The sequence below is a fragment of the Pseudonocardia adelaidensis genome, assembly GCF_039543345.1.
Classification (GTDB): Bacteria; Actinomycetota; Actinomycetes; order Mycobacteriales; family Pseudonocardiaceae; genus Pseudonocardia; species Pseudonocardia adelaidensis.
Genome location: NZ_BAABJO010000035.1, coordinates 17569 through 37593 on the forward strand (window position 1 = coordinate 17569; position 20025 = coordinate 37593).

The following is a 20025-nucleotide window of genomic DNA, read 5'->3' on the forward strand; positions in this document are numbered from 1 at the left end:
GCGCCTTGCGGTAGAACCGCAGCTGGGTGTGCCGGCCGAACACCCAGAACCCCATGCGGAACACCGGGTTGCGGATCGGGGCGGGCCGTGAGTACGCGAGGATCCGGAACTCCACCCGCCCGGTCTCCAGCTCCTTGGCCAGCTCGTACGTCAGCCGCCCCTGCTCGAGATGGCCGCGCAGCGTCTGGTACGACCAGCCGGTCGCCCGCTCCGCACCGCGCGGGCCGTCGCGCACCTCGTCATGCCGGGACGTGATGCGCACGCCCAGCAGGAAGCGCAGCACGAGGAACCGGCCCTCGAGCAGCATGTCCCGGCCCACCAGGTCGCCGGGGTGCCGGTACGCGGCGCGCAGGATCGCGGGGTCGCTGAACTCGTAGCTGTCGACGAGCGCCGCCGCGGTCTCGAGCAGCCCGCCCGGCTCGGGCTCGCCGGGCGCCTCGCGGCCCAGCTCCTGGACGCAGCGGTCGACGTGCCAGCCCGCGGTGACCGCGGGCGGTGCCGCCGCCTCGTCGTAGTTGACGGGCAGCTCGCGCAGGGCGGCAACGGCTTCGGCGAGTGGCGGCCGACTCACCGGTCCGCGCTTCGCCGCGCGACGGCGTCGGCGGTGTCCCCGAACATCCACAGCATCGGCGGCCACAGCCCGACGAACAGCGCGCGGCGCTCCGCGTTGCCCCGCTCGTCCTGGTCGACGGTCTTGGCGCGCAGCCAGAGCCCGACGCAGAGGCCGATCGAGCCGAGCGACGCGGCGCGGCAGCCGAGGGCGGCGCGGCTCAGCAGGGCGGCGTTCCGGGGCATGCGCGGCGGGTACCCGAGCCCCCGTGCCGCTACGCTCGCGCTCTCGCCGTGCCCCGGGCGGCGTCGCCCACCGGGCCGCCATCGTGCTGCTGTGGCCGGTCGGCCTGGCCAGGGTGAGCTGGCGCTACATGTGGCGCACCACACCCGTGCACCGCACCGAGACGGCGGCGGACGCGTCGGAACGGCCGTGGGCCGTCCCGGAGGACCTGGTCGACGACGACCTGCAACGCGTCGAGGACGGGGCCGGACCGCTGCTGCACCGTCGTTACGCGGTGTGGATCGCGGGCGCGCCGACCCCGCCGGAGCAGGTGATGGGGCGGTTCTCCGGCGACCCCAACTGCGGCGCGCCGGCCGAGGTCGCGGTGTTCGAGAAGGTCCACGGGACCGACGGGGAGATGTGCGTCGGGGACGAGTTCCTCATCCGGATCCCCGGCCCGTGGGACGGGCCGGTGCGGGTGGTCGGCATGGGACCTGCGTCGTTCCGGCTGGCGACCCTGCGCGGGCACCTGGAGGCGGGGCAGATCGAGTTCCGGTGCCGGGCCGACGGCGGGGAACTGCTGTTCGAGATCGAGTCGTGGGCCCGCTCCGGCGACCGGCTGTCGGACCTGCTGTACACGCGGCTGCGGCTGGCGAAGGAGATCCAGCTGAACCTCTGGGTGGAGACGTGCCTGCGGCTCGCCCGTGACATCGGCGGCACGCCGCGTGGCGGGGTGCGGGTCGAGACCCGGCGGGCGGGCGCCTGACCGGGCGCGGGTGTGGAGGCCGGGGGGCCGGGGTACGCGAGATCCGGAATGCAGCTCGACGAGGTGGAGGTGCACGTCGTCATGGCGCAGCGCGACTACGAGGAGCAGCCGGAGGCACCCGACCTGGGCGCGTCGGTACAGCTCGAGAGCGAGGAACACCTCGGGGCGCCCGCGGGCGACCGGGACGGCCTCGACGCCGGCTACTCGCCACCCGACCGGCCCTACCTCGCCGAGGAGGACGAGGTCACCGCGCGCGGCATGCGGGAGGGCGGCTCGCTCGACGAGCGGCTGCGCGGCGAGCGCGGCGACGAGCCCGTCGACACCGAGCGGTCCGGCCGGATCGAGCTCGCCGGTGAGGGCGCCGCGATGGAGACACCGGACGCGATGGACGGGGTGGACGTCGGGATCGACGGCGGGGCCGCCGGGGCGGAGGAAGCGGCGGTGCACACCACCGACGACCCGGGCGCCCCGGTGGAGACGGAGCCGTCCCTGGCGGGGGCGCCCGAGCTCGAGGACCCGGAGCTGGACGCCGCGCTGGGCGCCGACGCGGAGGCCGACGAGGCCGCGGCGCAGGCCGCGCGCGACGTCCGGGCGGATGGCGATGTGTTCGACCCGGGCCTTCCCGGCGCTCCCGTGAGCGAGCAGGCCGAGGAGCCCGCCGCCGGACGGATCGACCGGGAACCGGACTCCGGAGGAGCCGCCGGGGTCGACGGCACGCGGGACGCCGGGCCCGACGTGTGGAGGTGAGTCCTACTCGGCGCAGCTGCGGGTGATCCGGGCGATCTCGCCGTCGAGGTCCACCCGGTCGGCCTCCGTGCCGACCGGCACCATCTCGAGCGTGGCGTCCACGAAGGACCGCAGCAGGTCACGGTCGACCTCGAGCACCGCGCGCCCGTCGTGGGACCGGATCTCGATCTCGACGATGTCGTAGCCCTGCACCGTGAGCGGGCGCATCCGGACGTCGCCCTCGCCTGCCGTGTCGTCGAGCGCGGCCATCACGAGCTCCCGCCCGATCAGCCACTCGACCCACCGGTCATGTCTCGTCCGTACCGCGAGGGACACTGCGAACGGGTCGTAGGCGCTGTAGCTCCAACGGGTGACGACGGGTGCCGGCTGACCGTGCAGCACCGTGAACATGTCCTGCTGGACCAGATCCTTGCTCATCGCACGGCCTCGCTGCGGTCGGCCGGCGCTTCGCGCAGGCACTGTGAGATCGATTCGCTCGTAAGCTCGCTCATTCGTCCGTTCGCCCCCCTGGGCACTGGGGCCGCCCTCTCTCGTGCGGCGGCGTCACCCTCTGCATCGCAGCATGCCTCAGGAACGCAGCACTCGTGGGGCGACTTCACCCGAACAAGCGAGTAAGTACTTGTTACGGCACGGAGCGTGAACGGCGCCGGCGTGTCCGGGTCACCGGCGCTCCGCCGTCACCACCCAGATGCCGTCGTCCCCGTGGCGCGCCGGTTGGGCGAGGCTGAGGGTGAGCCGCTCACCGTTGGCGTTGCGGACGTCGACGCTGGTGCCGTCGGGGCCCGGGTACGCCTCGGCGTCGGGCCAGTCGTGGGCCGCGGAGGCGTACGCGATCGCCACCTCGGAGGGGTCCAGCAGCCATGGCTGGGCGCCGCGGTCCACCTCCTCCTGCAGCGCGGTGGCCTCGTCCGCGGTTGCCGCGGGCCAGGGCAGCGCCACGTCCTCGGCGGTGGGTGCGGGCGCGGGGCCGCTGGTCGGGGGCTGCGCGCCTGCCCCGGCGGGCGCGCTCGTGCCCGGTGTGGCGGTGAGGGTGCATCCCGCCAGCAGGAACCCGGCGAGCAGTCCAGCGGCGATCCTCCCGACGACCATCGGGCGGGAGGATCGTCGGCCGGTGGAGAGCACGACACCCACCGTATGCCGCGGTGGTGCGATCGGGGGTGGCTCGCGCGCGGCACGTACGGGGGACGGCAGGCGGCGCGTCCCCTCCGTTCGGGGGTGAACCGGTCCGGTGCGAAGGTCATAAGGTCGGCCGTAGGGTCTCGACGGCAGCGCGGCTATTTCGAGGTGAGGTCATGAACCGGTCCGCAGAGAGCTTCTACGCAGCGCGCGAGTTCCTCGTGGCGCACCGCGAGGACTACGACACGGCCTATCGCGACTTCCGCTGGCCCGAGATCGACGAGTTCAACTGGGCGCTCGACCACTTCGACGCCGTCGCCGCCGACCCGCAGCGGGGCGCCGCCCGCGCGCTCTGGATCATCGAGCAGGACGGCAGCGAGGCGCACTGGACCTACCGCGAGCTCTCCGAACGCTCGAACCGGGTGGCCAACTGGCTGCGCGGGCACGGCGTCGCCCGGGGCGACCGGATCATCCTCATGCTCGGCAACCAGGTCGAGCTGTGGGAGACCCTGCTCGCGGCGATGAAGCTCGGCGCGATCGTGATCCCGGCCACCACGCTGCTCACCGCCTCGGACCTGCGCGACCGGCTCGACCGCGGCGGGGCGAAGCACGTCGTCGTCGGTGGCTCCGACGCCGGCAAGTTCGACGACGTCGACGGCGACTACACGCGCATCGCGGTGCGCGGGGCCCCGGACGGATGGCTCGACTACGGCGACGCCGCGTCGGCCCCCGCCGAGTTCACGCCCGACGGCGTCACCCGTGGCTCGGACACCCTGCTGCTCTACTTCACCTCCGGCACCACCGCCAAGCCGAAGCTCGTGGAGCACACCCACGCGTCCTACCCGGTCGGGCACCTGTCCACGATGTACTGGATCGGCCTGCAGCCCGGTGACGTCCACCTCAACATCTCCTCGCCGGGCTGGGCGAAGCACGCCTGGAGCAACGTCTTCGCGCCGTGGATCGCCGAGGCGTGCGTGCTGGTGATGAACTACGCGCGGTTCGACGCCGAGACCGTGCTGGGTGTGCTGGACCGCTGCAACGTCACCAGCTTCTGCGCCCCTCCCACCGTGTGGCGGATGCTCATCCAGGCCGACCTGTCCAGCCTGCCGAACCCGCCCACCAAGGTCGTCGGGGCGGGCGAGCCGCTCAACCCCGAGGTGATCGAGCAGGTCGAGAAGGCGTGGGGCGTCCGCATCCGCGACGGCTTCGGGCAGACCGAGACCACGCTGCAGATCGGCAACCCGCCCGGGCAGGTCGTCAGGCCCGGCTCGATGGGGCGGCCGATCCCCGGCTACCCGATCGTGCTGCTGGACCCCGCCACGGGCGAGCCGGGCGACGAGGGCGAGATCTGCATCGACCTGTCCGACCGTCCGCTCGGGCTGATGGTCGGCTACCAGGGCGACGCGGAGCGCAACGCCGAGGCGATGGCCGGTGGCTACTACCACACCGGCGACGTCGGCTCCCGCGACTCGGACGGCTACATCACCTACGTCGGGCGCTCCGACGACGTCTTCAAGGCCTCGGACTACCGGATCAGCCCGTTCGAGCTCGAGAGCGTGCTCATCGAGCACCCGGCTGTGGCGGAGGCGGCCGTGGTGCCGTCACCCGACCCGGTGCGCCTCGCCGTGCCCAAGGCGTACGTCGTGCTGGCCGCGGGACACGAGCCGACGGAGGAGACGGCCCGGGCGATCCTCGAGTTCGCGCGCGACAACCTGGCGCCCTACAAGCGGATCCGGCGGCTCGAGTTCGCCGCCCTGCCCAAGACGATCTCGGGCAAGATCCGCCGCGTGGAGCTGCGGGGGCGCGAGACCGAGCTGCACTCGGACGGGGCCACCTCGCCGGTCGGGGAGTACACGCTGTGACGGCCGCGCCCAGCGGGCCTCGCCGTCCGACGATCGGTCGTGAGCAATGCTATGACTGATGTCACGCGCGGCCGGGCGTGCGATACCGGCCGTTCGGCGCCCGGTGGCTCGGCCCGGAATAGCTGCTCTGACCTGCGCGTGTTGGACCGGGTGTGACGCAACCTGAGACGCACGGCGGGATCGCCGACGTCATGGCCGGCATGCCCGAGGTGTGGCGCCGGCTGCTCGCCGCGCACCTGCCCGACCGACTGGGCCGCTGCGCGTCCTGCCGTACCGCCAGCGGTTCCGGGGAGCGCTGGCCGTGCTCGCTCCACCAGATCGCCAGCGAGGCGCAGCGCCTGCACGGGTTGCGCCTCGGGCAGGCAGTGGCCGGCGACTGAGGCCGTGGCGCGGGTCTGGGTCCGGTCGGCCGGGCTGCTCCTGGGGGCGCTGGCGGACGCGCTGCTGGGCGACCCCCGCCGGGGGCATCCGGTCGCACTGTTCGGCCGTGCCGCCGCCGCGCTCGAGGCACGCTGCTACGCCGACCGGCGCTCCGCGGGGGCGCTGCACGCGGCCGTGCTCGTCGGGGGGGCCGCCGGGCTGGGGGTGCTCGCCGAGCGGGTCACCGCCGGCCGTCCCGTCGCCGGGGCCGCGCTGACCGGCCTCGTCACGTGGGCGGTGCTCGGCGGCTCGTCGCTCGCCGGGCACGGGGCCGCGCTGGCCCGTGAGCTCGACGCGGGCGACCTCGCGGCGGCCCGCGCCCGCCTGCCCTCGCTCTGCGGTCGCGACCCGGCGGCGCTCGACGCCGCGGGAATGGCCCGCGCGGGCACCGAGTCGATGGCCGAGAACACCTCCGACGCCGTGGTGGCGCCGCTGTTGTGGGGCGCCGTCGCCGGGATGCCGGGCCTGCTCGCGTACCGGGCCGTCAACACCCTCGATGCGATGGTCGGCTACCGGTCCCCGCGCTACCGGCACTTCGGCTGGGCCTCCGCGCGCCTCGACGACGTGGTCAACCTGGCGCCGGCGCGCGTGTCGGCGCTGCTGTTCAGCGGGCTCGCGCCGCTGGTCGGCGGGTCCCCGCGCCGCGCGCTGGACGCGTGGCGCCGCGACGGGCCGGCGCACCCGAGCCCGAACGCCGGCCCGGTGGAAGCGGCCGCCGCCGGTGCGCTCGGCGTCACGCTCGGCGGGCGCACGGTCTACCCGCACGGGGTGGAGGAGCGGCCCCGCCTCGGTGCGGGCCCGCCACCCGGCCCGGCCGACCTCGCCCGCGCGGCCCGCCTGTCGCGGCTCGTCGGGCTCGCCGCCTCGGCCCTTGCCCCAGCCCTTGCCGCGGCCCTCGCGTCATGGGCCGGCCGAGCTGGACGGCTACGCGGACCTCAGGCCGCGTCGGCCAGCGTGTTCCAGAACATCAGCTCGTAGCTCTGGAAGAGCCGGGCGTAGCGGCGGGCCGCGTCCCGGTCGAGGGTGCCGGCGTCGAGCCCCGCCTGCACCACGGCCACCGCGTCGTCGTCCGGAAGGGGAGTGGCGAAGAAGTCGAAGAACGCGCACGCGTCGTCGCCGAACCCGTAGTGCTCGCGCATCCCGCGCGCGATCGCGGCGCAGTACGTTCCCCACGCGCCGAAGTTGGTGGTGAGCGCGACGGCCACCTCGCCCGGGCTCGCGTTCAGCGCCAGCCAGGCGAAGTAGGCGGGGTAGGCCTGGCAGCCGGCGCGCGGCTCGTAGGCCCTGGTGGCGGCGTCGTCGAGGCCTGCGGCCGCGGCCAGCGGAGCGAGCCTGGCCAGCGCCGCCTCCTCCCCGCTCGCGAGCCCGCTGAAGTAGCTACGGGCGGGCGGGCCGTCGCACCGGGCGGCGAGGGTGTGCAGGCTGCGCCAGTCGCTGGGCACGATGTGCATCTCCTCGGCCGCGATCGCCGCGAACACCGAGCGCGGCGCCGTGCCTCCGGCGATGAGCGGCGCCAGCCGGTTCTCCGCGTCCCGCGGCGCGAGCTCGGCCCGCACGGCGTCCAGCAGTTCGCGTGCCGCCGACATCAGCGGCTCCCTTCCCGCTCGTCCTCGCCGGCGAGGGCGCGGCGCAGGGCCGCTCGCCCGGCGCGCCGGTCGGGGCCTGCGCCGCGGCGCTGCAGGAGCTCCAACCGCACGAAGTAGCCGAGCGCGAACAGCGCGATCACGCCGAACGTGAGCCACTGCAGGGCGTAGGAGAAGTTCGTGAACGGTGCGCTGCCGCCCGTGGTGGGGGCGACGGCCAGCGGGCGGAGCACGCCCGGCTGCCCGTCGGCCAGCTGCAGGAACCCGGGCTCGAGGGGAAGGCCGGTGGCGGTGGCGAGCGCGCGGGAGTCGGCGGCGTAGATCTGGCGGTGCCCGTCGGTCTCGATCGCCTCGCGATGCTGTGGGTCGGTCTCGTCCAGCCGGAGGCGGGCGGTGAGCGTGACCGGGCCCGCCGGGGGCGGCGCGTAGTCCGGCACCGTGGCGCCGGATGCGACGGCGACCGAGCCGCGGTTGACGATGAACAGGCGCCCGTCATCGGTGCGGAACGGGGAGAGCACCTCCACTGCGGGCTGCCCGTCGACGACCCGCAGCCGCACGAGCGCCTCCCCGTCCGGCTCGAACGCGCCCGTGACCGTGACCTGCCGCCACTCGTCGGCGGGGGTCACCTGCTCCCCGGGGGGCACCAGCTCGTCGAGCGGGACGGGCGCGGTGGCGGACGCGACGTCGATCGCGCGCTGCTGGGCCTCGCGCTGCTCCTCCCGGCCGAACTGCCACGGGGCGAGCAGCGTGAACGCGGCGACCGCGAACCCGATGACCGCCACGACGAGGGCGATCCACCCGGGACGCAGGAGGAACTTCACGCCCCGACGATACTGGCGACATGCACGGTGCTCTGCTGGTGGCGGGTACGACCTCGGACGCCGGCAAGAGCGCCCTGGTCACCGGGATCTGCCGGCTGCTCGCGCGCCGTGGTGTGTCGGTGGCGCCGTTCAAGGCGCAGAACATGTCGAACAACTCCGTGGTCACGCCGGACGGCGGTGAGATCGGCCGCGCACAGGCGGTGCAGGCGCTCGCGTGCGGGCTCGCGCCGAGCGTCGCGTTCAACCCCGTGCTGCTCAAGCCGGGCAGCGACCGCAGCGCGCAGGTCGTCGTGCGCGGCCGGGTGGACGGCACGGTCAGCGCCCGGTCCTACCAGGGGCGCAAGGCGGCGCTGCTCGACGTCGTCACCGCGAGCCTCGCCGACCTGCGGCGCCGGTTCGACGTGGTGGTCTGCGAGGGGGCCGGCTCGCCCGCGGAGATCAACCTGCGGGGCAGCGACATCGCGAACATGGGCCTCGCGCAGGCCGCCCGCCTGCCGGTCGTGATCGTCGGAGACATCGACCGCGGCGGCGTGCTCGCCCACCTCTTCGGCACGCTCGCCGTGCTCGACCCGGCCGATCAGGCGCGCGTCGCCGGGTTCGTCGTGAACAAGTTCCGCGGGGACCCCGCGCTCCTCGCGCCCGGGCTCGACCAGCTCGCCGCGCTCACCGGCCGGCCCACCCTCGGGGTGCTGCCGTGGGAGGAGCGGCTCTGGCTGGACGCGGAGGACTCGCTCTCCGCGGTGGCCGACGGCGTGCTCGGCCGGCCCGCGCCGCCGCGCGGCTCGCAGTGGCTGCGGGTGGCGGTGGTGCGGTTGCCGCGCATCTCCAACTCCACCGACGCCGAGGCGCTCGCCGCCGAGCCGGGCGTCGCCGTCCGGTACGTGACGGAGCCGTCGCGGCTGGAGGACGCCGACCTGGTCGTGCTGCCCGGCTCGAAGGCCACGGTCAGCGACCTCCGCTGGCTGCGCCGCACCGGGCTCGCGGACGCGGTGGTCGCCCACGCGGCCGCGGGCCGCCCGGTGTTCGGGATCTGCGGGGGCTACCAGATGCTCGGGACGCTGATCCGCGACCCGCACCGCGTGGAGGGCGGCGACGCGGAGGGCCTCGGCCTCCTGGACCTGGAGGTCGCGTTCGACCTGGACAAGCACCTCGGCAACCCGACGGGGACGGCGTGGGGCGAGGCCGTGCGGGGCTACGAGATCCACCACGGCCGGGTGGAGCGCAGCGGGGACCCGCCCCTGCTCGACGGCGAGGGATCGGACACCGGCGTCGTGCTCGGGACCCATTGGCACGGGCTGCTCGAGAACGACGGGTTCCGCCGCGCGCTCCTGCGCCGGGTCGCCGACCGGGCGCGCCGGACCGGGTTCGTCCCGGCCCCGGACACGTCCTTCGCCGCGCACCGGGCGGCCCAGCTCGACCTGCTCGCGGACCTCGTGGAGACGCACCTCGACATCCGCGCACTTGAGCATGTCATCAATCACGGTGCGGCCGCGGACCTCCCGGTCGTGACCACCGGTCTGGCAGGCTCGGTGCCGTGAGCGGTCCGCAGTTCCCCTTCTCCGCCCTCGTGGGCCACGCCGACCTGCGCCTCGCGCTGCTGCTCAACGCCGTGCACCCGGGCGTCGGCGGGGTGCTGGTGCGCGGGGAGAAGGGCACCGCGAAGTCCACGGCCGTGCGCGCGCTCGCCGCGCTCCTGCCCGCGCTGGACGTGGTGCCCGGCTGCCGCTTCGGCTGCGCCCCCGGCGCGCCCGACCCGGCGTGCCCGGACGGGCCGCACCCCGCCGTCGCCGCGGCCGAGATCCGCCCGGCCCGGCTCGTCGAGCTGCCGGTGGGCGCCACCGAGGACCGGCTCGTCGGCTCGCTGGACCTGGAGCGCGCGCTGTCCGAGGGCGTCCGCGCCTACCAGCCCGGCCTGCTCGCCGACGCGCACCGCGGCGTGCTGTACGTCGACGAGGTCAACCTCCTGCACGACCACCTCGTGGACCTGCTGCTCGACGCCGCCGCCATGGGCCGCGCCCACGTGGAGCGCGACGGGGTCTCGGTCTCGCACGCCGCGCGGTTCCTGCTGGTCGGCACCATGAACCCGGAGGAGGGGGAGCTGCGCCCGCAGCTGCTCGACCGCTTCGGGCTCACCGTCGAGGTGCGGGCGGCGCGCGACGTCGAGACCCGCGTGGAGGTCGTGCGCCGCAGGCTCGCGTTCGAGGCCGACCCGGCCGGCTTCGCCGCCGCATGGCGGGACGAGGAGACCGCCACGGCCCGCCGGATCGCCGAGGCCCGCGACCGGGTCGGCGCCGTCGCGCTCCCGGACGCCGAGCTGCGCCGCATCGCCGCCGTCTGCGCCGCCTTCGACGTCGACGGCATGCGCGCCGATCTCGTCATAGCCCGTGCCGCCGTCGCCCATGCGGCCTGGCGCGGCGCCGATGCGGTCGCCGAGGAGGACGTGCGCGTCGGCGCCCGGCTCGCGCTGCCGCACCGGCGCCGCCGCGACCCGTTCGACGAGCCCGGCATGGACGAGCAGGCGCTCGACGATGCGCTGCGCGAGGCCGCCGAGGAGGAGCCACCGGACGGCCCGGACGACGGGGGACCCGGCGGCGGGGGCGCCCCCGACCCGGGGGAGGGCCCCGCGTCCGGCTCGGACTCCGACCCCGGGGGCGCACCCCGCCCGGCGGGCGACGGCCGGGCCCGGGCCGCGCCGCCCGCGTCGGCGCCGTTCCGCGCCCGGCTCCTGCAGGTACCGGGGATCGGAGAGGGGGCGCCGGGCCGCCGGTCCCGGGCCCGCACCGACACCGGGAGGGTGGTCCGTGCGTCCGGCGCGGCCCCGCGGCGCGCGGCCGACCTGCACCTGCCGGCCACGATCGCCGCGGCCGCCCCCCACCAGAACCGCCGCGGTCGTACCGGCGCCGGCCTGCGCCTGCACCCGGCCGACCTGCGCAGCGCCGAGCGCGAGGGCCGGGAGGGCAACCTCGTGCTCTTCGCCGTGGACGCCTCCGGCTCGATGGCCGCCCGGCAGCGGATGGCGGCCGTGAGCGGCGCGGTGCTCTCGCTGCTCCGCGACGCCTACCAGCGCCGGGACAAGGTCGGGCTGGTGTCGTTCCGGGCGGGCGGGGCCGAGCTGGTGCTGCCGCCGACGTCGAGCGTGCCCGCCGCCCAGGCCCGGCTCGGCCAGCTGCGCACGGGTGGCCGCACTCCACTGGCCGACGGGTTGTTGCGGGCGCGGGCCGTGCTGCGCGTCGAGCGGCTGCGCGACCCCCGGCGGCGCGCGCTGCTCGTGCTGCTCACCGACGGCCGCGCCACCGTGGCGGCCCGTCCCGGGGGCGATCCGGTGGCCGACGCCTGCCGGGCCGCTGGCCTGCTCGCCGCCGATGGGGTGGCGACGATCGTGGTCGACTGCGAGAGCGGCCCCGTCCGCCTGGGCCTCGCCGCGCGCGTGGCCGCGGCGGCGGGCGGCGAGGCGATGGGTCTCGCCGACCTGTCGGCCGACCAGGTGGCCGGCGTCGTCCGGGTGGCCCGGGCCGCATGAGGCTCACGGCCCGACGGAGGAGGGGAACATGCCACAGGGGCAGGTCACGGCCGTGCCCGACGACGGGCTCACCACCCGCCAGCGCCGCAACCGGCCGCTGGTCGTCGTGCACACCGGCGAGATGAAGGGCAAGTCCACCGCCGCGTTCGGGCTGGCCCTGCGCGGCTGGAACCAGGGCTGGTCGATCGGGGTGTTCCAGTTCGTGAAGTCGGCCAAGTGGAAGGTCGGCGAGGAGGCCGCGTTCCGCGCGCTCGGCCGCGTGCACGAGCAGACCGGCGAGGGCGGGCCCGTCGAATGGCACAAGATGGGTGAGGGGTGGTCCTGGACGCGCAAGAAGGGCTCCGAGGACGACCACGCCGCCGCGGCCGCCGAGGGATGGGCGGAGATCCGCCGCCGCATCGAGGCGCAGGCGCACGACCTGTACGTGCTCGACGAGTTCACCTACCCCGTGAAGTGGGGCTGGGTGGACGTGCGCGAGGTCGTCGAGGTGCTGTCCGCCCGGCCGGGACGCCAGCACGTCGTGATCACCGGCCGCGACGCGGCGCCCGAGCTGATCGAGGCCGCCGACCTCGTCATGCAGACCACGAAGGTCAAGCACCCGATGGATGCGGGCCAGAAGGGCCAGCGGGGCATCGAGTGGTGAGTCAGACCAGGAGGTCGCCGTACTCGTCGGGGTGCTTCTCGATGTACCCCTTCACGAACGGGCACACCGCACGCACCTTGCGGCCGTGCGCGCGCACGTCGTCCAGCGCCCCGCGCACGAGCGCGCTGCCCACCCCCTTGCCCTCGAAGCCGGGCATGACCTCGGTGTGGATGAACGTCACGATCCGTTCCGACGCGCGGTACTCGGCGATGCCGGCCAGCTCGCCGTCGATGCGGGCCTCGTAGCGGCGCTGGTCGGGGGCATCCGTGACGTCCATGGCGATCACGCTAGCCGCCCCGGGCCTCCGCGCGTGAGGTTGCGCCGCAGGAGTAGACAGAGCGGATGGAGTACACGCGACTCGGTTCGACCGGCCTGCAGGTCTCGCGGATCTGTCTCGGCATGATGAGCTACGGCTCGCCGAGCTGGCGGGAGTGGGTCCTCGACATCGACGCCTCCCGGCCGCTCGTGCGCAGCGCCGTGGACGCCGGGGTCACCTTCTTCGACACCGCCGACGTCTACTCGGTCGGCGTGAGCGAGGAGGTCACCGGCGCGCTGCTGGGCGAGTTCTTCCCGCGCCGGGACGACTACGTGCTAGCCACCAAGGTGCACGGCGTGATGAGCGACCGGCCCAACGACCGTGGGCTGTCGCGCAAGCACATCATGGCGAGCATCGACGGGTCGCTGAAGCGGCTGGGCACCGACCACGTCGACCTGTACCAGATCCACCGCTGGGACCCGAACACGCCGATCGAGGAGACGATGGAGGCGCTGCACGACGTCGTGCGGGCGGGCAAGGCCCGCTACATCGGCGCGTCCAGCATGTACGCGTGGCAGTTCGCGAAGGCGCAGCACACGGCCGACCTGGGCGGCTGGACGCGCTTCGTCGCGATGCAGGACCACTACAACCTGATCTACCGCGAGGAGGAGCGGGAGATGCACCCGCTCTGCCTCGACCAGGGCGTCGGCGTGATCCCGTGGAGCCCGCTGGCCCGTGGCCGGCTCGCGCGGCTGCCGGAGGAGCGCACCACCACCCGCTCGTCGAGCGACCCGATCGCCGACCGCATGTACACCGAGTCCGACGACGCGGTCGTGCAGGCGGTCGCCGACGTCGCCAAGTCCCGCGGCCTGCCGCTCGCGCAGGTCGCGCTCGCGTGGATGCTGCACAAGGAGGCGGTCTCGGCGCCGATCGTCGGGGCCACCAAGCCCGGCCACGTCGAGGACGCGGTCGCCGCGGTCGACGTGGAGCTCACGGACTCCGAGATCGCCGCGCTGGAGGCCCCGTACGTGCCGCACCCGGTGCTCGGGCACACGTGAGCGGGCTCGCGAGCTCGCCATCAGCGCAGTGACCCGGGCGGTGGTGGTGGCCGCGCCCGCGTCGGGCAGCGGCAAGACCACCGTCGCCACCGGGCTCATGGCCGCGTTGCGGCGGCGCGGCACGGCCGTGGCGCCGTTCAAGGTCGGGCCGGACTACATCGACCCCGGGTACCACACGCTCGCCGCGGGCCGGCCCGGCCGCAACCTCGACCCGGTGCTCGTCGGCGCCGACCGGATCGCCCCGCTGGCCCGCCACGGGTCGGCCGGCGCGGACATCGCCGTTGTCGAGGGCGTGATGGGGCTGTTCGACGGGCGGATTCCCGACGGGGCCGGCTCCACCGCCGAGGTGGCCGGGCTGCTCGGGGCCCCGCTGCTGCTGGTGGTCGACTGCCGGGGGCTGTCCCGCAGCCTGGCCGCGCTCCTGCACGGGTTCCGCTCCTTCGACCCCGCCCTGCGGATCGGCGGGGTCGTGCTGAACCGGGTGGGGAGCGCGCGGCACGAGGAGGTGCTGCGTGCCGCCGCCGACGAGGCCGGCCTGCCGGTGCTCGGCGCCCTCCCCCGCCGCGACGCGCTCGCCGTCCCGTCCCGGCACCTCGGGCTCGTCACGGCGGCCGAGCACGGCGCCGCGGCCGTCGGCGCCGTCGACGCGATGGCCGAGCTGGTGGCTGCGCACGTCGACCTGGACGCCGTGGTCGCGCTGGCGGCGCCGCTGCCGGCCGGGCCGGTGTGGTCGCCCGCGGACGCCGTCCGGGCCGATGAGCCGCCCGAGCGGTCCGTGGTCGCCGTGCTCGGCGGGCCTGCGTTCACGTTCGGGTACGCCGAGCACGTCGAGCTGCTGGCCGCCGCGGGTGCGGAGCCGGTCGTCGTCGACCCGCTGCGCGACGCCGCCCTCCCGCCCGGCACCGGTGCGCTGGTGCTGCCCGGCGGCTTCCCGGAGGAGCACGTCGCGCAGCTGGCGGCCAACGCGCCGCTGCTGGCCGCGGTGCGGGAGCTGGCGGCCTCCGGGGCGCCGGTGCACGCCGAGTGCGGTGGGCTGCTGTACCTGTGCGAGACGCTCGACGGCACCCCGATGTGCGGGGCGCTGCCGGCCGCGGCGACCCGTGCCGAGCGGCTCACCCTGGGCTACCGGGACGCCGTCGCCCTCACCGACTCGGTGCTGCACCCGGTCGGGGCGCGGGTGTCCGGGCACGAGTTCCACCGCTGGTCGGTCACCCCACGGGCCGGCGACTCCGCGGCCTGGGGATGGCGCGGGGCGGGGCCGGAGGGATTCGTCGCCCGCGGCGTGCACGCGTCGTTCCTGCACACCCACCCGGCCGCCGAACCGGGCGCGGTGACGCGCTTCGTCCGGCGCGCCTCCGGCCGCTCGGTGCATCGTGACACCGCGTTGCCCCACTGATCCCAGATCAGTCGATGCGGTCCGGACACCCGCTTGCTACCGTTCGGTAACCGACGCTCGATGGGGAGGTCGCCGTGCAGAACACGCTCACTCCTCGCTCCCGCCGCCGCCCCCCACCCCGGGTCGGCCTCGTGCTCGGCGCAGGTGGACTGCTCGGGTCGGCCTGGACGGCCGGCGTGCTCACCCTCCTCGCAGAACGCCTCGACCGGCCACTCGGCGACCTCGACCTCGTGCTCGGCACCAGTGCCGGCGCGGTGCTGGGTGCGGCGCTGCGGTGCGGCATGGACGCACCGGAGCTGCTCGCCCACCAGCGCGGCGCCGACCCCGCCGACGCCCCCGACCGCAGGCCGGACGAGCTGCCGGAGCTGCGCACGATCGAGCAGGAGTCCGGCGACGGGCGGCTCCCGGTACCGCTGCCGCGGCTCGGCTCGCCCCGGCTGCTGGCCCTCGCCGCCGTCTCGCCGTGCCGGATGAACCCCGTGGTGGCGGCGTCCGGCCTGCTGCCGCTGGGGCGGCGGCGGATGACCTCGCTCGTGCGGATGGTGGACGTCCTCCAGGCGCGTGGCGGTGCGCCTGCGGGCGGCTGGGTGGGCGGCAGGCCGCTGTGGGTGGTGGCGGTCGACTACGACGCGGGGCGCCGCGTGGTGTTCGGGCGCACCGGGGCTCCCGCGGCGACCGTGGCCGACGCGGTGCTCGCGTCGTGCGCGATCCCGGGCTGGTTCGCGCCGCAGCTGATCGGCGGCCGGCGCTACGTGGACGGCGGCGTCGCCTCGGCCACCTCGCTCGCGCTGCTCGCCCGGCCCGGCGCGCCGGTGCTGGACGAGGTGTACGTCCTCGCGCCGATGGCCAGCTACGACTACGACCGCCCGACCGACCCGGTCGCGGTGGTCGAGCGGCGGGTGCGCCGCCTGCTCACCCGCTGGCTGGACGCCGAGGTGCGGGCGGTGCGCGCGCTGGGCACGCGCGTCACCGTGCTGACCCCCGGGCCCGACGACCTGCGGGCCATGGGCGGCAACCTGATGAACCCGCGGCGCAGGCTCCAGGTCCTCGACACCGCCCTGACGACGTCGGCAGGCGCGCTGGACGCCGGCCGCAGCACGGCCGCCTGAGCGCGCGGACGTCGCGAGTTCCGGGTTGCGCTCCACGAACGGGCGCAGCGCCCGCTCGTACGGCGCTGCGAGCCCTGCGGCCGGCGTGATGCTTGGGGAGTGCGCAAGGTCGCACTCCGCCCCGCCCGGATGGACTCCGCACCGTCCCGCGGCACAGACTGACCGGCGTGGAGCGCGGGAGGGTGTCGTTCGTGGGGGCCGGGCCGGGCGCGGCCGACCTCATCACGCTGCGCGGTGCGCGGCGCATCGCCGAGGCCGACGTGGTGATCTGGGCCGCGAGCCTCGTGATGGCCGAGACCGTCACGGAGCACGCACGGGCCGACGCCGAGCTGGTCGACTCGTCGCAGATCGCGCACGAGGACGTACTCGCGCTCTACCGGAGGGCCGCCGCCGGCGGCCTGAAGGTCGCGCGCGTGCACTCCGGCGACCCGTCGCTGTGGGGCGCGGTGCAGGAGCAGTACGACGCGGCCGAGGAGCTCGGGCTCGAGGTGGAGATCGTGCCCGGCGTGTCGGCGTTCGGGGCGGCTGCGGCGGTCGCTGGCCGGGAGCTGACCATCCCGGAGGTCGCGCAGTCGGTGGTGCTCACGCGGCTGGAGGGCGGCAAGACGCCGATGCCGCCGGGGGAGAAGCTGCGCGAGTTCGCCCGGCACGGGACCACGATGGCGATCTTCCTCTCCGCGGCGCGCTCGGCGCAGATGGTCGCCGAGCTGCGCGCGGGCGGCTACGCCGACGACACCCCGGTGGTCATCGCGCACCGCACCAGCTGGCCCGACGAGCTGACCCTGCGCTGCCGGCTCGACGAGGTCGAGCACGTCTGCAAGCAGCACAAGCTCTGGCGCCACACCCTGTTCCTGGTCGGCGCGGCGCTGGATGCGGGCGGGACGAGAAGCCATCTCTACCACCCCGGGCATTTCCACACGTTCCGCAAGCCGGACAGGGCGGCCCGGCAGGCCCTGCGCGCCGCGCGCGCCGCGTCCCGCCCGGCCCCGTGAACCCCGCCCCCGACCGACGAACGGCACTCCCGTCGGTACCTGGACGGCGAGAGTGCCGTTCGTCGGGGAGCGGGGCGCGCGTCACCGTGGTCGGGGTCGATGGCGGCGGCCTCCCCCCGGGTGCCGACGCCGCGCTCGCCTGCGCCGACGTGGTCCTCGGGGCCGCTCGGCACCTCGATGCCGTTCCCGTTCCAGCCGCGGCCTCGCGGGTGGTGCTCGGGCCCGTCGAGGCGGGGCTGGAGGTCCTCGTCGGGCGGCGGGCCGTGGTGCTGGCCAGCGGCGACCCCGGCTTCTTCGGGATCGTCCGGTTGCTGCGCGAACGCGGGCACGAGCCTGCCGTGCTGCCGGCGCGCTCCAGCGTCCAGCTCCTGTTCGCCCGGCTGGGGCGCTCGTGGGACGACGTCGCCGTCGTCAGCGCGCACGGGCGCGCGCTCGGTCCCGCCGTCAACGTCTGCCGCGCGCGGCCGGCCGTCGCGGTGCTCACCGCGCCCGGGGCGGGGCCCGCGGAGATCGGCGCCGCGCTGGAGGGCTGGCCGCGCACGCTCGTCGTCGCCGAGGACCTCGGTGGTCCGGACGAGCGGCTCACGACCCTGACCGCCGCCGAGGCAGCGACGCGCGACTGGCACCCGCTCACCGTCGTGCTGTGCCTGCGCGACCCCGACGCCGTGCCCGGCCGGGGCTGGCACGCGGGCGGCGAGCCCGTCCCGCCCGGCGACGGGTGGGCGCTGCCGGACGACGCGTTCGAGCACCGCGCCGGCATGGTCACGAAGGCCGAGGTCCGCGCGCTGGTGCTGGCCCGGCTCGCGCCGCGCCCCGGCGCGCTCGTGTGGGACGTGGGCGCGGGATCCGGGTCGGTCGCGGTCGAGTGCGCCCGGCTGCGCGCCGCCGCGCTCGCCGCCGAGCGGCTGGCCGACGACGGCGCGCGGATCGCCGCCAACGCCGCCGCCCACGGCGTGGACGTCCGCGTCGTGGCGGGGGACGCGCCCGCCGTGCACGCCGGCCTCCCGCGCCCGGACGCCGTGTTCGTCGGCGGCGGTGGGCCGGAGGTGGTCGCGGCCGCCACCGGTGCCGAGCGCGTCGTCGTGGCGCTCGCGGCCCTGGACCGGATCGCGCCCACCCGCGCCGCGCTGCACACCGCAGGCCTGGCCGTCGACGGGGTGCAGCTCGCGGCGTCCCGGTTCGCCGACCTGCCCGACGGGAGCGTCCGGCTGGCGGCCACCAACCCGATCACGATCCTGTGGGGGACCCGCCGATGATCGCCCTGTTCGCCGTCACCGACGCCGGGCGGCGCGCCGCCGCCGAGGTGGCGCCCGCGCTCGAGGCGGACGTGCACCCGCTCGACGCGCTGCCCGCGCTGTGGCCCCGCCTCGACGGCGCGGTGTTCTTCCTGGCCACCGGCGCCACCGTGCGGCTGGTCGCTCCGCTACTGCGCGACAAGCGCTCCGACCCCGGCGTCGTCTGCGTCGACGAGGCCCGCCGCTTCGCCGTGGCGCTCACCGGAGGGCACGAGGGCGGGGCCAACGCCCTCGCCGAACGGGTCGGCGCGCTGCTCGGCGCCCAGCCGGTGGTCACCACGGCTTCCGATGCCGCCGGCAGTACCGGCATGGACGAGCTGGCCGCCGCCCTCGACGCTGCGGTGGACGGCGACGCGGCCGCGGCGGGCCGCGCCCTCCTGGACGGCACGGCGGTGGTGGAGAACCCGCTGGGAATGCCGCTGCCGCCCGTCCTGCAACGCCAGCATGGTGGCCATACTGGCGTAACACGGCAGCAAAGCCACCATGCTGACGTTCGGATCGTCGTCACCGACCGCATCGGCGAGGACTCCGTCGTCCGGGTTGTTCCGCGCACCCTCGTCGTCGGGGTCGGGTCCGCGCGGGGAGTGTCTGCGGCTGCCGTCGCCGACACGCTGTGGCGCATCGAGACCTCTCACGGGTTCGACCTGCGTGCGGTGCGCGCGTACGCCAGCGTCGATCTCAAGGCCGACGAGGCCGGGATCCTCGCCGCCATCGCGCCCGCCGAGCTGCGGACGTACCCGGCCGAAGTGCTGGCGGCGGTCGCCGTGCCGAACCCCAGCGAGGTGGTGCGGGCCGAGGTCGGCACCCCGAGCGTCGCCGAGGCCGCCGCCCTGCACGCGGCCGCCGAGCTGGGCGGCGGGGCGCCGGTCGAGCTGGTCGTCGAGAAGATCAAGGGCGAGAACGTGACGGTCGCGGCCGCGCGGATCCGGCCCCGTGGCCGGCTCGCGATCGTCGGGCTCGGCCCGGGCGCCGCCGACCTGCGCGCGCCCCGCGCCGAGGCCGAGCTGCGCCGTGCCTCCGTCGTGGTGGGGCTCGACCAGTACGTCGAGCAGGTCCGCCACCTGCTCCGCCCGGGTACGGAGGTCCACGCGAGCGGCCTGGGTGACGAGGAGCAGCGCGCCGCCGACGCCGTGGCGCTCGCCGCGAAGGGCCGCGCGGTCGCGCTGATCGGCTCCGGGGACGCGGGTGTCTACGCGATGGCGAGCCCCGCGCTGCAGCAGGCCGGGGCCGACATCGAGGTCGTCGGCGTCCCGGGTGTCACGGCCGCCCTCGCCGCCGCCGCGCTGCTCGGCGCGCCGCTCGGGCACGACCACGTGCTGATCTCGCTGTCGGACCTGCACACGCCGTGGCCGGTGATCGAGCGCCGGGTCGCCGCGGCCGCGGAGGCCGACCTCGTCACCTGCTTCTACAACCCGCGCAGCCGCGACCGGCACTGGCAGCTCGGCGCCGCACTGGACGCGTTCCGCGCGCACCGCCCGCCGTCCACGCCCGTGGGCGCAGTGCGGCAGGCGAGCCGGACCGGCCAGCGGGTGTGGACGGCGCCGCTGTCCGAGTTCGACCCGGCCGAGGTGGACATGCTCACGACCGTGGTCGTCGGGTCGTCGGCTACGCGGATGGTGGCGGGGCGGATGGTGACCCCGCGGGGTTATCGCTGGAGCTGAGTGGTATC

General features: G+C 75.8%; 20 protein-coding genes and 1 pseudogene. 14 read left to right on the plus strand and 7 right to left on the minus strand.

Annotated features, from left to right (window positions below):
- Positions 1 to 16: 16 nt before the first annotated feature.
- Positions 17 to 637: pseudogene (locus tag ABEA81_RS33865) on the minus strand (DUF1990 family protein); the annotation flags it as partial.
- Complete coding sequence (locus ABEA81_RS33870) at positions 568 to 795, minus strand: hypothetical protein (RefSeq protein ID WP_345610866.1); 228 nt, start codon at positions 793 to 795, stop codon at positions 568 to 570. The gene ABEA81_RS33870 and the pseudogene ABEA81_RS33865, both read right to left, overlap by 70 nt.
- A gap of 23 nt (positions 796 to 818) precedes the next feature.
- Here ABEA81_RS33870 and ABEA81_RS33875 point away from each other — a divergent pair, with 23 nt between their 5' ends.
- Together ABEA81_RS33875 and ABEA81_RS33880 are read left to right on the plus strand one after the other, a co-directional pair.
- Positions 819 to 1538: a DUF1990 family protein gene (locus ABEA81_RS33875; RefSeq protein WP_345610867.1), complete on the plus strand. Its 720-nt coding sequence runs from the start codon at positions 819 to 821 to the stop codon at positions 1536 to 1538.
- A 48-nt stretch (positions 1539 to 1586) separates the two neighbouring features.
- The gene (locus ABEA81_RS33880) at positions 1587 to 2285 is read left to right on the plus strand and encodes a DUF5709 domain-containing protein (RefSeq protein WP_345610868.1); all 699 of its coding nucleotides are present in this window, start codon (positions 1587 to 1589) and stop codon (positions 2283 to 2285) included.
- Positions 2286 to 2288: 3 nt separating this feature from the next.
- Here the strand turns inward: ABEA81_RS33880 and ABEA81_RS33885 are convergent, their stop codons facing one another.
- Positions 2289 to 2702: an SsgA family sporulation/cell division regulator gene (locus ABEA81_RS33885; RefSeq protein WP_345610870.1), complete on the minus strand. Its 414-nt coding sequence runs from the start codon at positions 2700 to 2702 to the stop codon at positions 2289 to 2291.
- Positions 2703 to 2945: 243 nt separating this feature from the next.
- Entirely contained in the window at positions 2946 to 3374 is a 429-nt protein-coding gene (locus tag ABEA81_RS33890; RefSeq protein ID WP_345610871.1) for a hypothetical protein, read from the minus strand.
- Positions 3375 to 3577: 203 nt separating this feature from the next.
- Between ABEA81_RS33890 and ABEA81_RS33895 the strand changes: the two genes are divergently transcribed.
- The 3 genes from ABEA81_RS33895 (at position 3578) to ABEA81_RS33905 (ending at position 6661) form a co-directional block, all read left to right on the plus strand.
- Positions 3578 to 5263, plus strand: a complete 1686-nt coding sequence (locus ABEA81_RS33895) for an AMP-binding protein (protein WP_345610873.1) — start codon at positions 3578 to 3580, stop codon at positions 5261 to 5263.
- A 152-nt stretch (positions 5264 to 5415) separates the two neighbouring features.
- The gene (locus ABEA81_RS33900) at positions 5416 to 5643 is read left to right on the plus strand and encodes a hypothetical protein (protein WP_345610875.1); all 228 of its coding nucleotides are present in this window, start codon (positions 5416 to 5418) and stop codon (positions 5641 to 5643) included.
- Positions 5644 to 5647: 4 nt separating this feature from the next.
- Entirely contained in the window at positions 5648 to 6661 is a 1014-nt protein-coding gene (locus tag ABEA81_RS33905; RefSeq protein WP_345610877.1) for a cobalamin biosynthesis protein, read from the plus strand.
- On the opposite strand, the gene ABEA81_RS33910 is transcribed toward ABEA81_RS33905, so the two are convergent.
- The gene (locus ABEA81_RS33910; RefSeq protein ID WP_459077163.1) at positions 6619 to 7269 is read right to left on the minus strand and encodes a thiaminase II/PqqC family protein; all 651 of its coding nucleotides are present in this window, start codon (positions 7267 to 7269) and stop codon (positions 6619 to 6621) included. The two genes, ABEA81_RS33905 and ABEA81_RS33910, sit on opposite strands and share 43 nt — an antisense overlap.
- The gene (locus ABEA81_RS33915) at positions 7269 to 8087 is read right to left on the minus strand and encodes an SURF1 family cytochrome oxidase biogenesis protein (RefSeq protein ID WP_345610878.1); all 819 of its coding nucleotides are present in this window, start codon (positions 8085 to 8087) and stop codon (positions 7269 to 7271) included. Before ABEA81_RS33915 ends, ABEA81_RS33910 begins: the two co-directional genes overlap by 1 nt.
- A gap of 20 nt (positions 8088 to 8107) precedes the next feature.
- Here ABEA81_RS33915 and ABEA81_RS33920 point away from each other — a divergent pair, with 20 nt between their 5' ends.
- From ABEA81_RS33920 to cobO, 3 genes are read left to right on the plus strand one after another with little or no spacing between them, the layout of a single operon-like run.
- Positions 8108 to 9625 carry a cobyric acid synthase gene (locus ABEA81_RS33920; RefSeq protein ID WP_345610880.1) on the plus strand — a complete coding sequence of 506 codons (1518 nt, stop codon included), beginning with the start codon at positions 8108 to 8110 and terminating at the stop codon, positions 9623 to 9625.
- Positions 9622 to 11607: a putative cobaltochelatase gene (locus tag ABEA81_RS33925; protein ID WP_345610881.1), complete on the plus strand. Its 1986-nt coding sequence runs from the start codon at positions 9622 to 9624 to the stop codon at positions 11605 to 11607. Before ABEA81_RS33920 ends, ABEA81_RS33925 begins: the two co-directional genes overlap by 4 nt.
- A gap of 28 nt (positions 11608 to 11635) precedes the next feature.
- Complete coding sequence (gene cobO / locus ABEA81_RS33930; protein WP_345610882.1) at positions 11636 to 12250, plus strand: cob(I)yrinic acid a,c-diamide adenosyltransferase; 615 nt, start codon at positions 11636 to 11638, stop codon at positions 12248 to 12250.
- Between the two features lies 1 nt (position 12251).
- Here cobO and ABEA81_RS33935 read toward each other — a convergent pair whose 3' ends face one another.
- Positions 12252 to 12527 (minus strand): GNAT family N-acetyltransferase, encoded by a 276-nt coding sequence (locus tag ABEA81_RS33935; protein ID WP_345610884.1) that lies wholly within the window; start codon positions 12525 to 12527, stop codon positions 12252 to 12254.
- A 65-nt stretch (positions 12528 to 12592) separates the two neighbouring features.
- Here ABEA81_RS33935 and ABEA81_RS33940 point away from each other — a divergent pair, with 65 nt between their 5' ends.
- The 6 genes from ABEA81_RS33940 (at position 12593) to cobJ (ending at position 20017) form a co-directional block, all read left to right on the plus strand.
- Entirely contained in the window at positions 12593 to 13564 is a 972-nt protein-coding gene (locus tag ABEA81_RS33940) for an aldo/keto reductase (RefSeq protein ID WP_345610885.1), read from the plus strand.
- Positions 13565 to 13592: 28 nt separating this feature from the next.
- A complete protein-coding gene (locus ABEA81_RS33945) occupies positions 13593 to 14960 on the plus strand; it encodes a cobyrinate a,c-diamide synthase (RefSeq protein WP_345610886.1) in 1368 nt (455 codons plus the stop codon).
- Between the two features lie 74 nt (positions 14961 to 15034).
- Complete coding sequence (locus tag ABEA81_RS33950) at positions 15035 to 16069, plus strand: patatin-like phospholipase family protein (protein WP_345610888.1); 1035 nt, start codon at positions 15035 to 15037, stop codon at positions 16067 to 16069.
- A gap of 167 nt (positions 16070 to 16236) precedes the next feature.
- On the plus strand, positions 16237 to 17061 hold the full coding sequence (cobM, locus tag ABEA81_RS33955) for a precorrin-4 C(11)-methyltransferase (protein ID WP_345610889.1): 825 nt from the start codon (positions 16237 to 16239) through the stop codon (positions 17059 to 17061).
- An 86-nt stretch (positions 17062 to 17147) separates the two neighbouring features.
- On the plus strand, positions 17148 to 18317 hold the full coding sequence (gene cbiE, locus ABEA81_RS33960) for a precorrin-6y C5,15-methyltransferase (decarboxylating) subunit CbiE (RefSeq protein WP_345610892.1): 1170 nt from the start codon (positions 17148 to 17150) through the stop codon (positions 18315 to 18317).
- Positions 18314 to 20017 carry a precorrin-3B C(17)-methyltransferase gene (gene cobJ, locus ABEA81_RS33965; RefSeq protein ID WP_345610894.1) on the plus strand — a complete coding sequence of 568 codons (1704 nt, stop codon included), beginning with the start codon at positions 18314 to 18316 and terminating at the stop codon, positions 20015 to 20017. The genes cbiE and cobJ overlap by 4 nt, the downstream gene beginning before the upstream one ends.
- Positions 20018 to 20025 lie beyond the last annotated feature (8 nt).

Excerpts from the sequence above, each read along its gene's own strand:
- ABEA81_RS33870 (WP_345610866.1), bottom strand. The coding sequence starts at position 795 with ATGCCCCGGAACGCCGCCCTGCTGAGCCGCGCCGCCCTCGGCTGCCGC.
- ABEA81_RS33880 (WP_345610868.1), top strand. The coding sequence starts at position 1,587 with ATGCAGCTCGACGAGGTGGAGGTGCACGTCGTCATGGCGCAGCGCGAC.
- ABEA81_RS33885 (WP_345610870.1), bottom strand. The coding sequence starts at position 2,702 with ATGAGCAAGGATCTGGTCCAGCAGGACATGTTCACGGTGCTGCACGGT.
- ABEA81_RS33890 (WP_345610871.1), bottom strand. The coding sequence starts at position 3,374 with ATGGTCGTCGGGAGGATCGCCGCTGGACTGCTCGCCGGGTTCCTGCTG.
- ABEA81_RS33895 (WP_345610873.1), top strand. The coding sequence starts at position 3,578 with ATGAACCGGTCCGCAGAGAGCTTCTACGCAGCGCGCGAGTTCCTCGTG.
- ABEA81_RS33910 (WP_459077163.1), bottom strand. The coding sequence starts at position 7,269 with ATGTCGGCGGCACGCGAACTGCTGGACGCCGTGCGGGCCGAGCTCGCG.
- ABEA81_RS33920 (WP_345610880.1), top strand. The coding sequence starts at position 8,108 with ATGCACGGTGCTCTGCTGGTGGCGGGTACGACCTCGGACGCCGGCAAG.
- cobO (WP_345610882.1), top strand. The coding sequence starts at position 11,636 with ATGCCACAGGGGCAGGTCACGGCCGTGCCCGACGACGGGCTCACCACC.
- ABEA81_RS33935 (WP_345610884.1), bottom strand. The coding sequence starts at position 12,527 with ATGGACGTCACGGATGCCCCCGACCAGCGCCGCTACGAGGCCCGCATC.
- ABEA81_RS33940 (WP_345610885.1), top strand. The coding sequence starts at position 12,593 with ATGGAGTACACGCGACTCGGTTCGACCGGCCTGCAGGTCTCGCGGATC.
- cobJ (WP_345610894.1), top strand. The coding sequence starts at position 18,314 with ATGATCGCCCTGTTCGCCGTCACCGACGCCGGGCGGCGCGCCGCCGCC.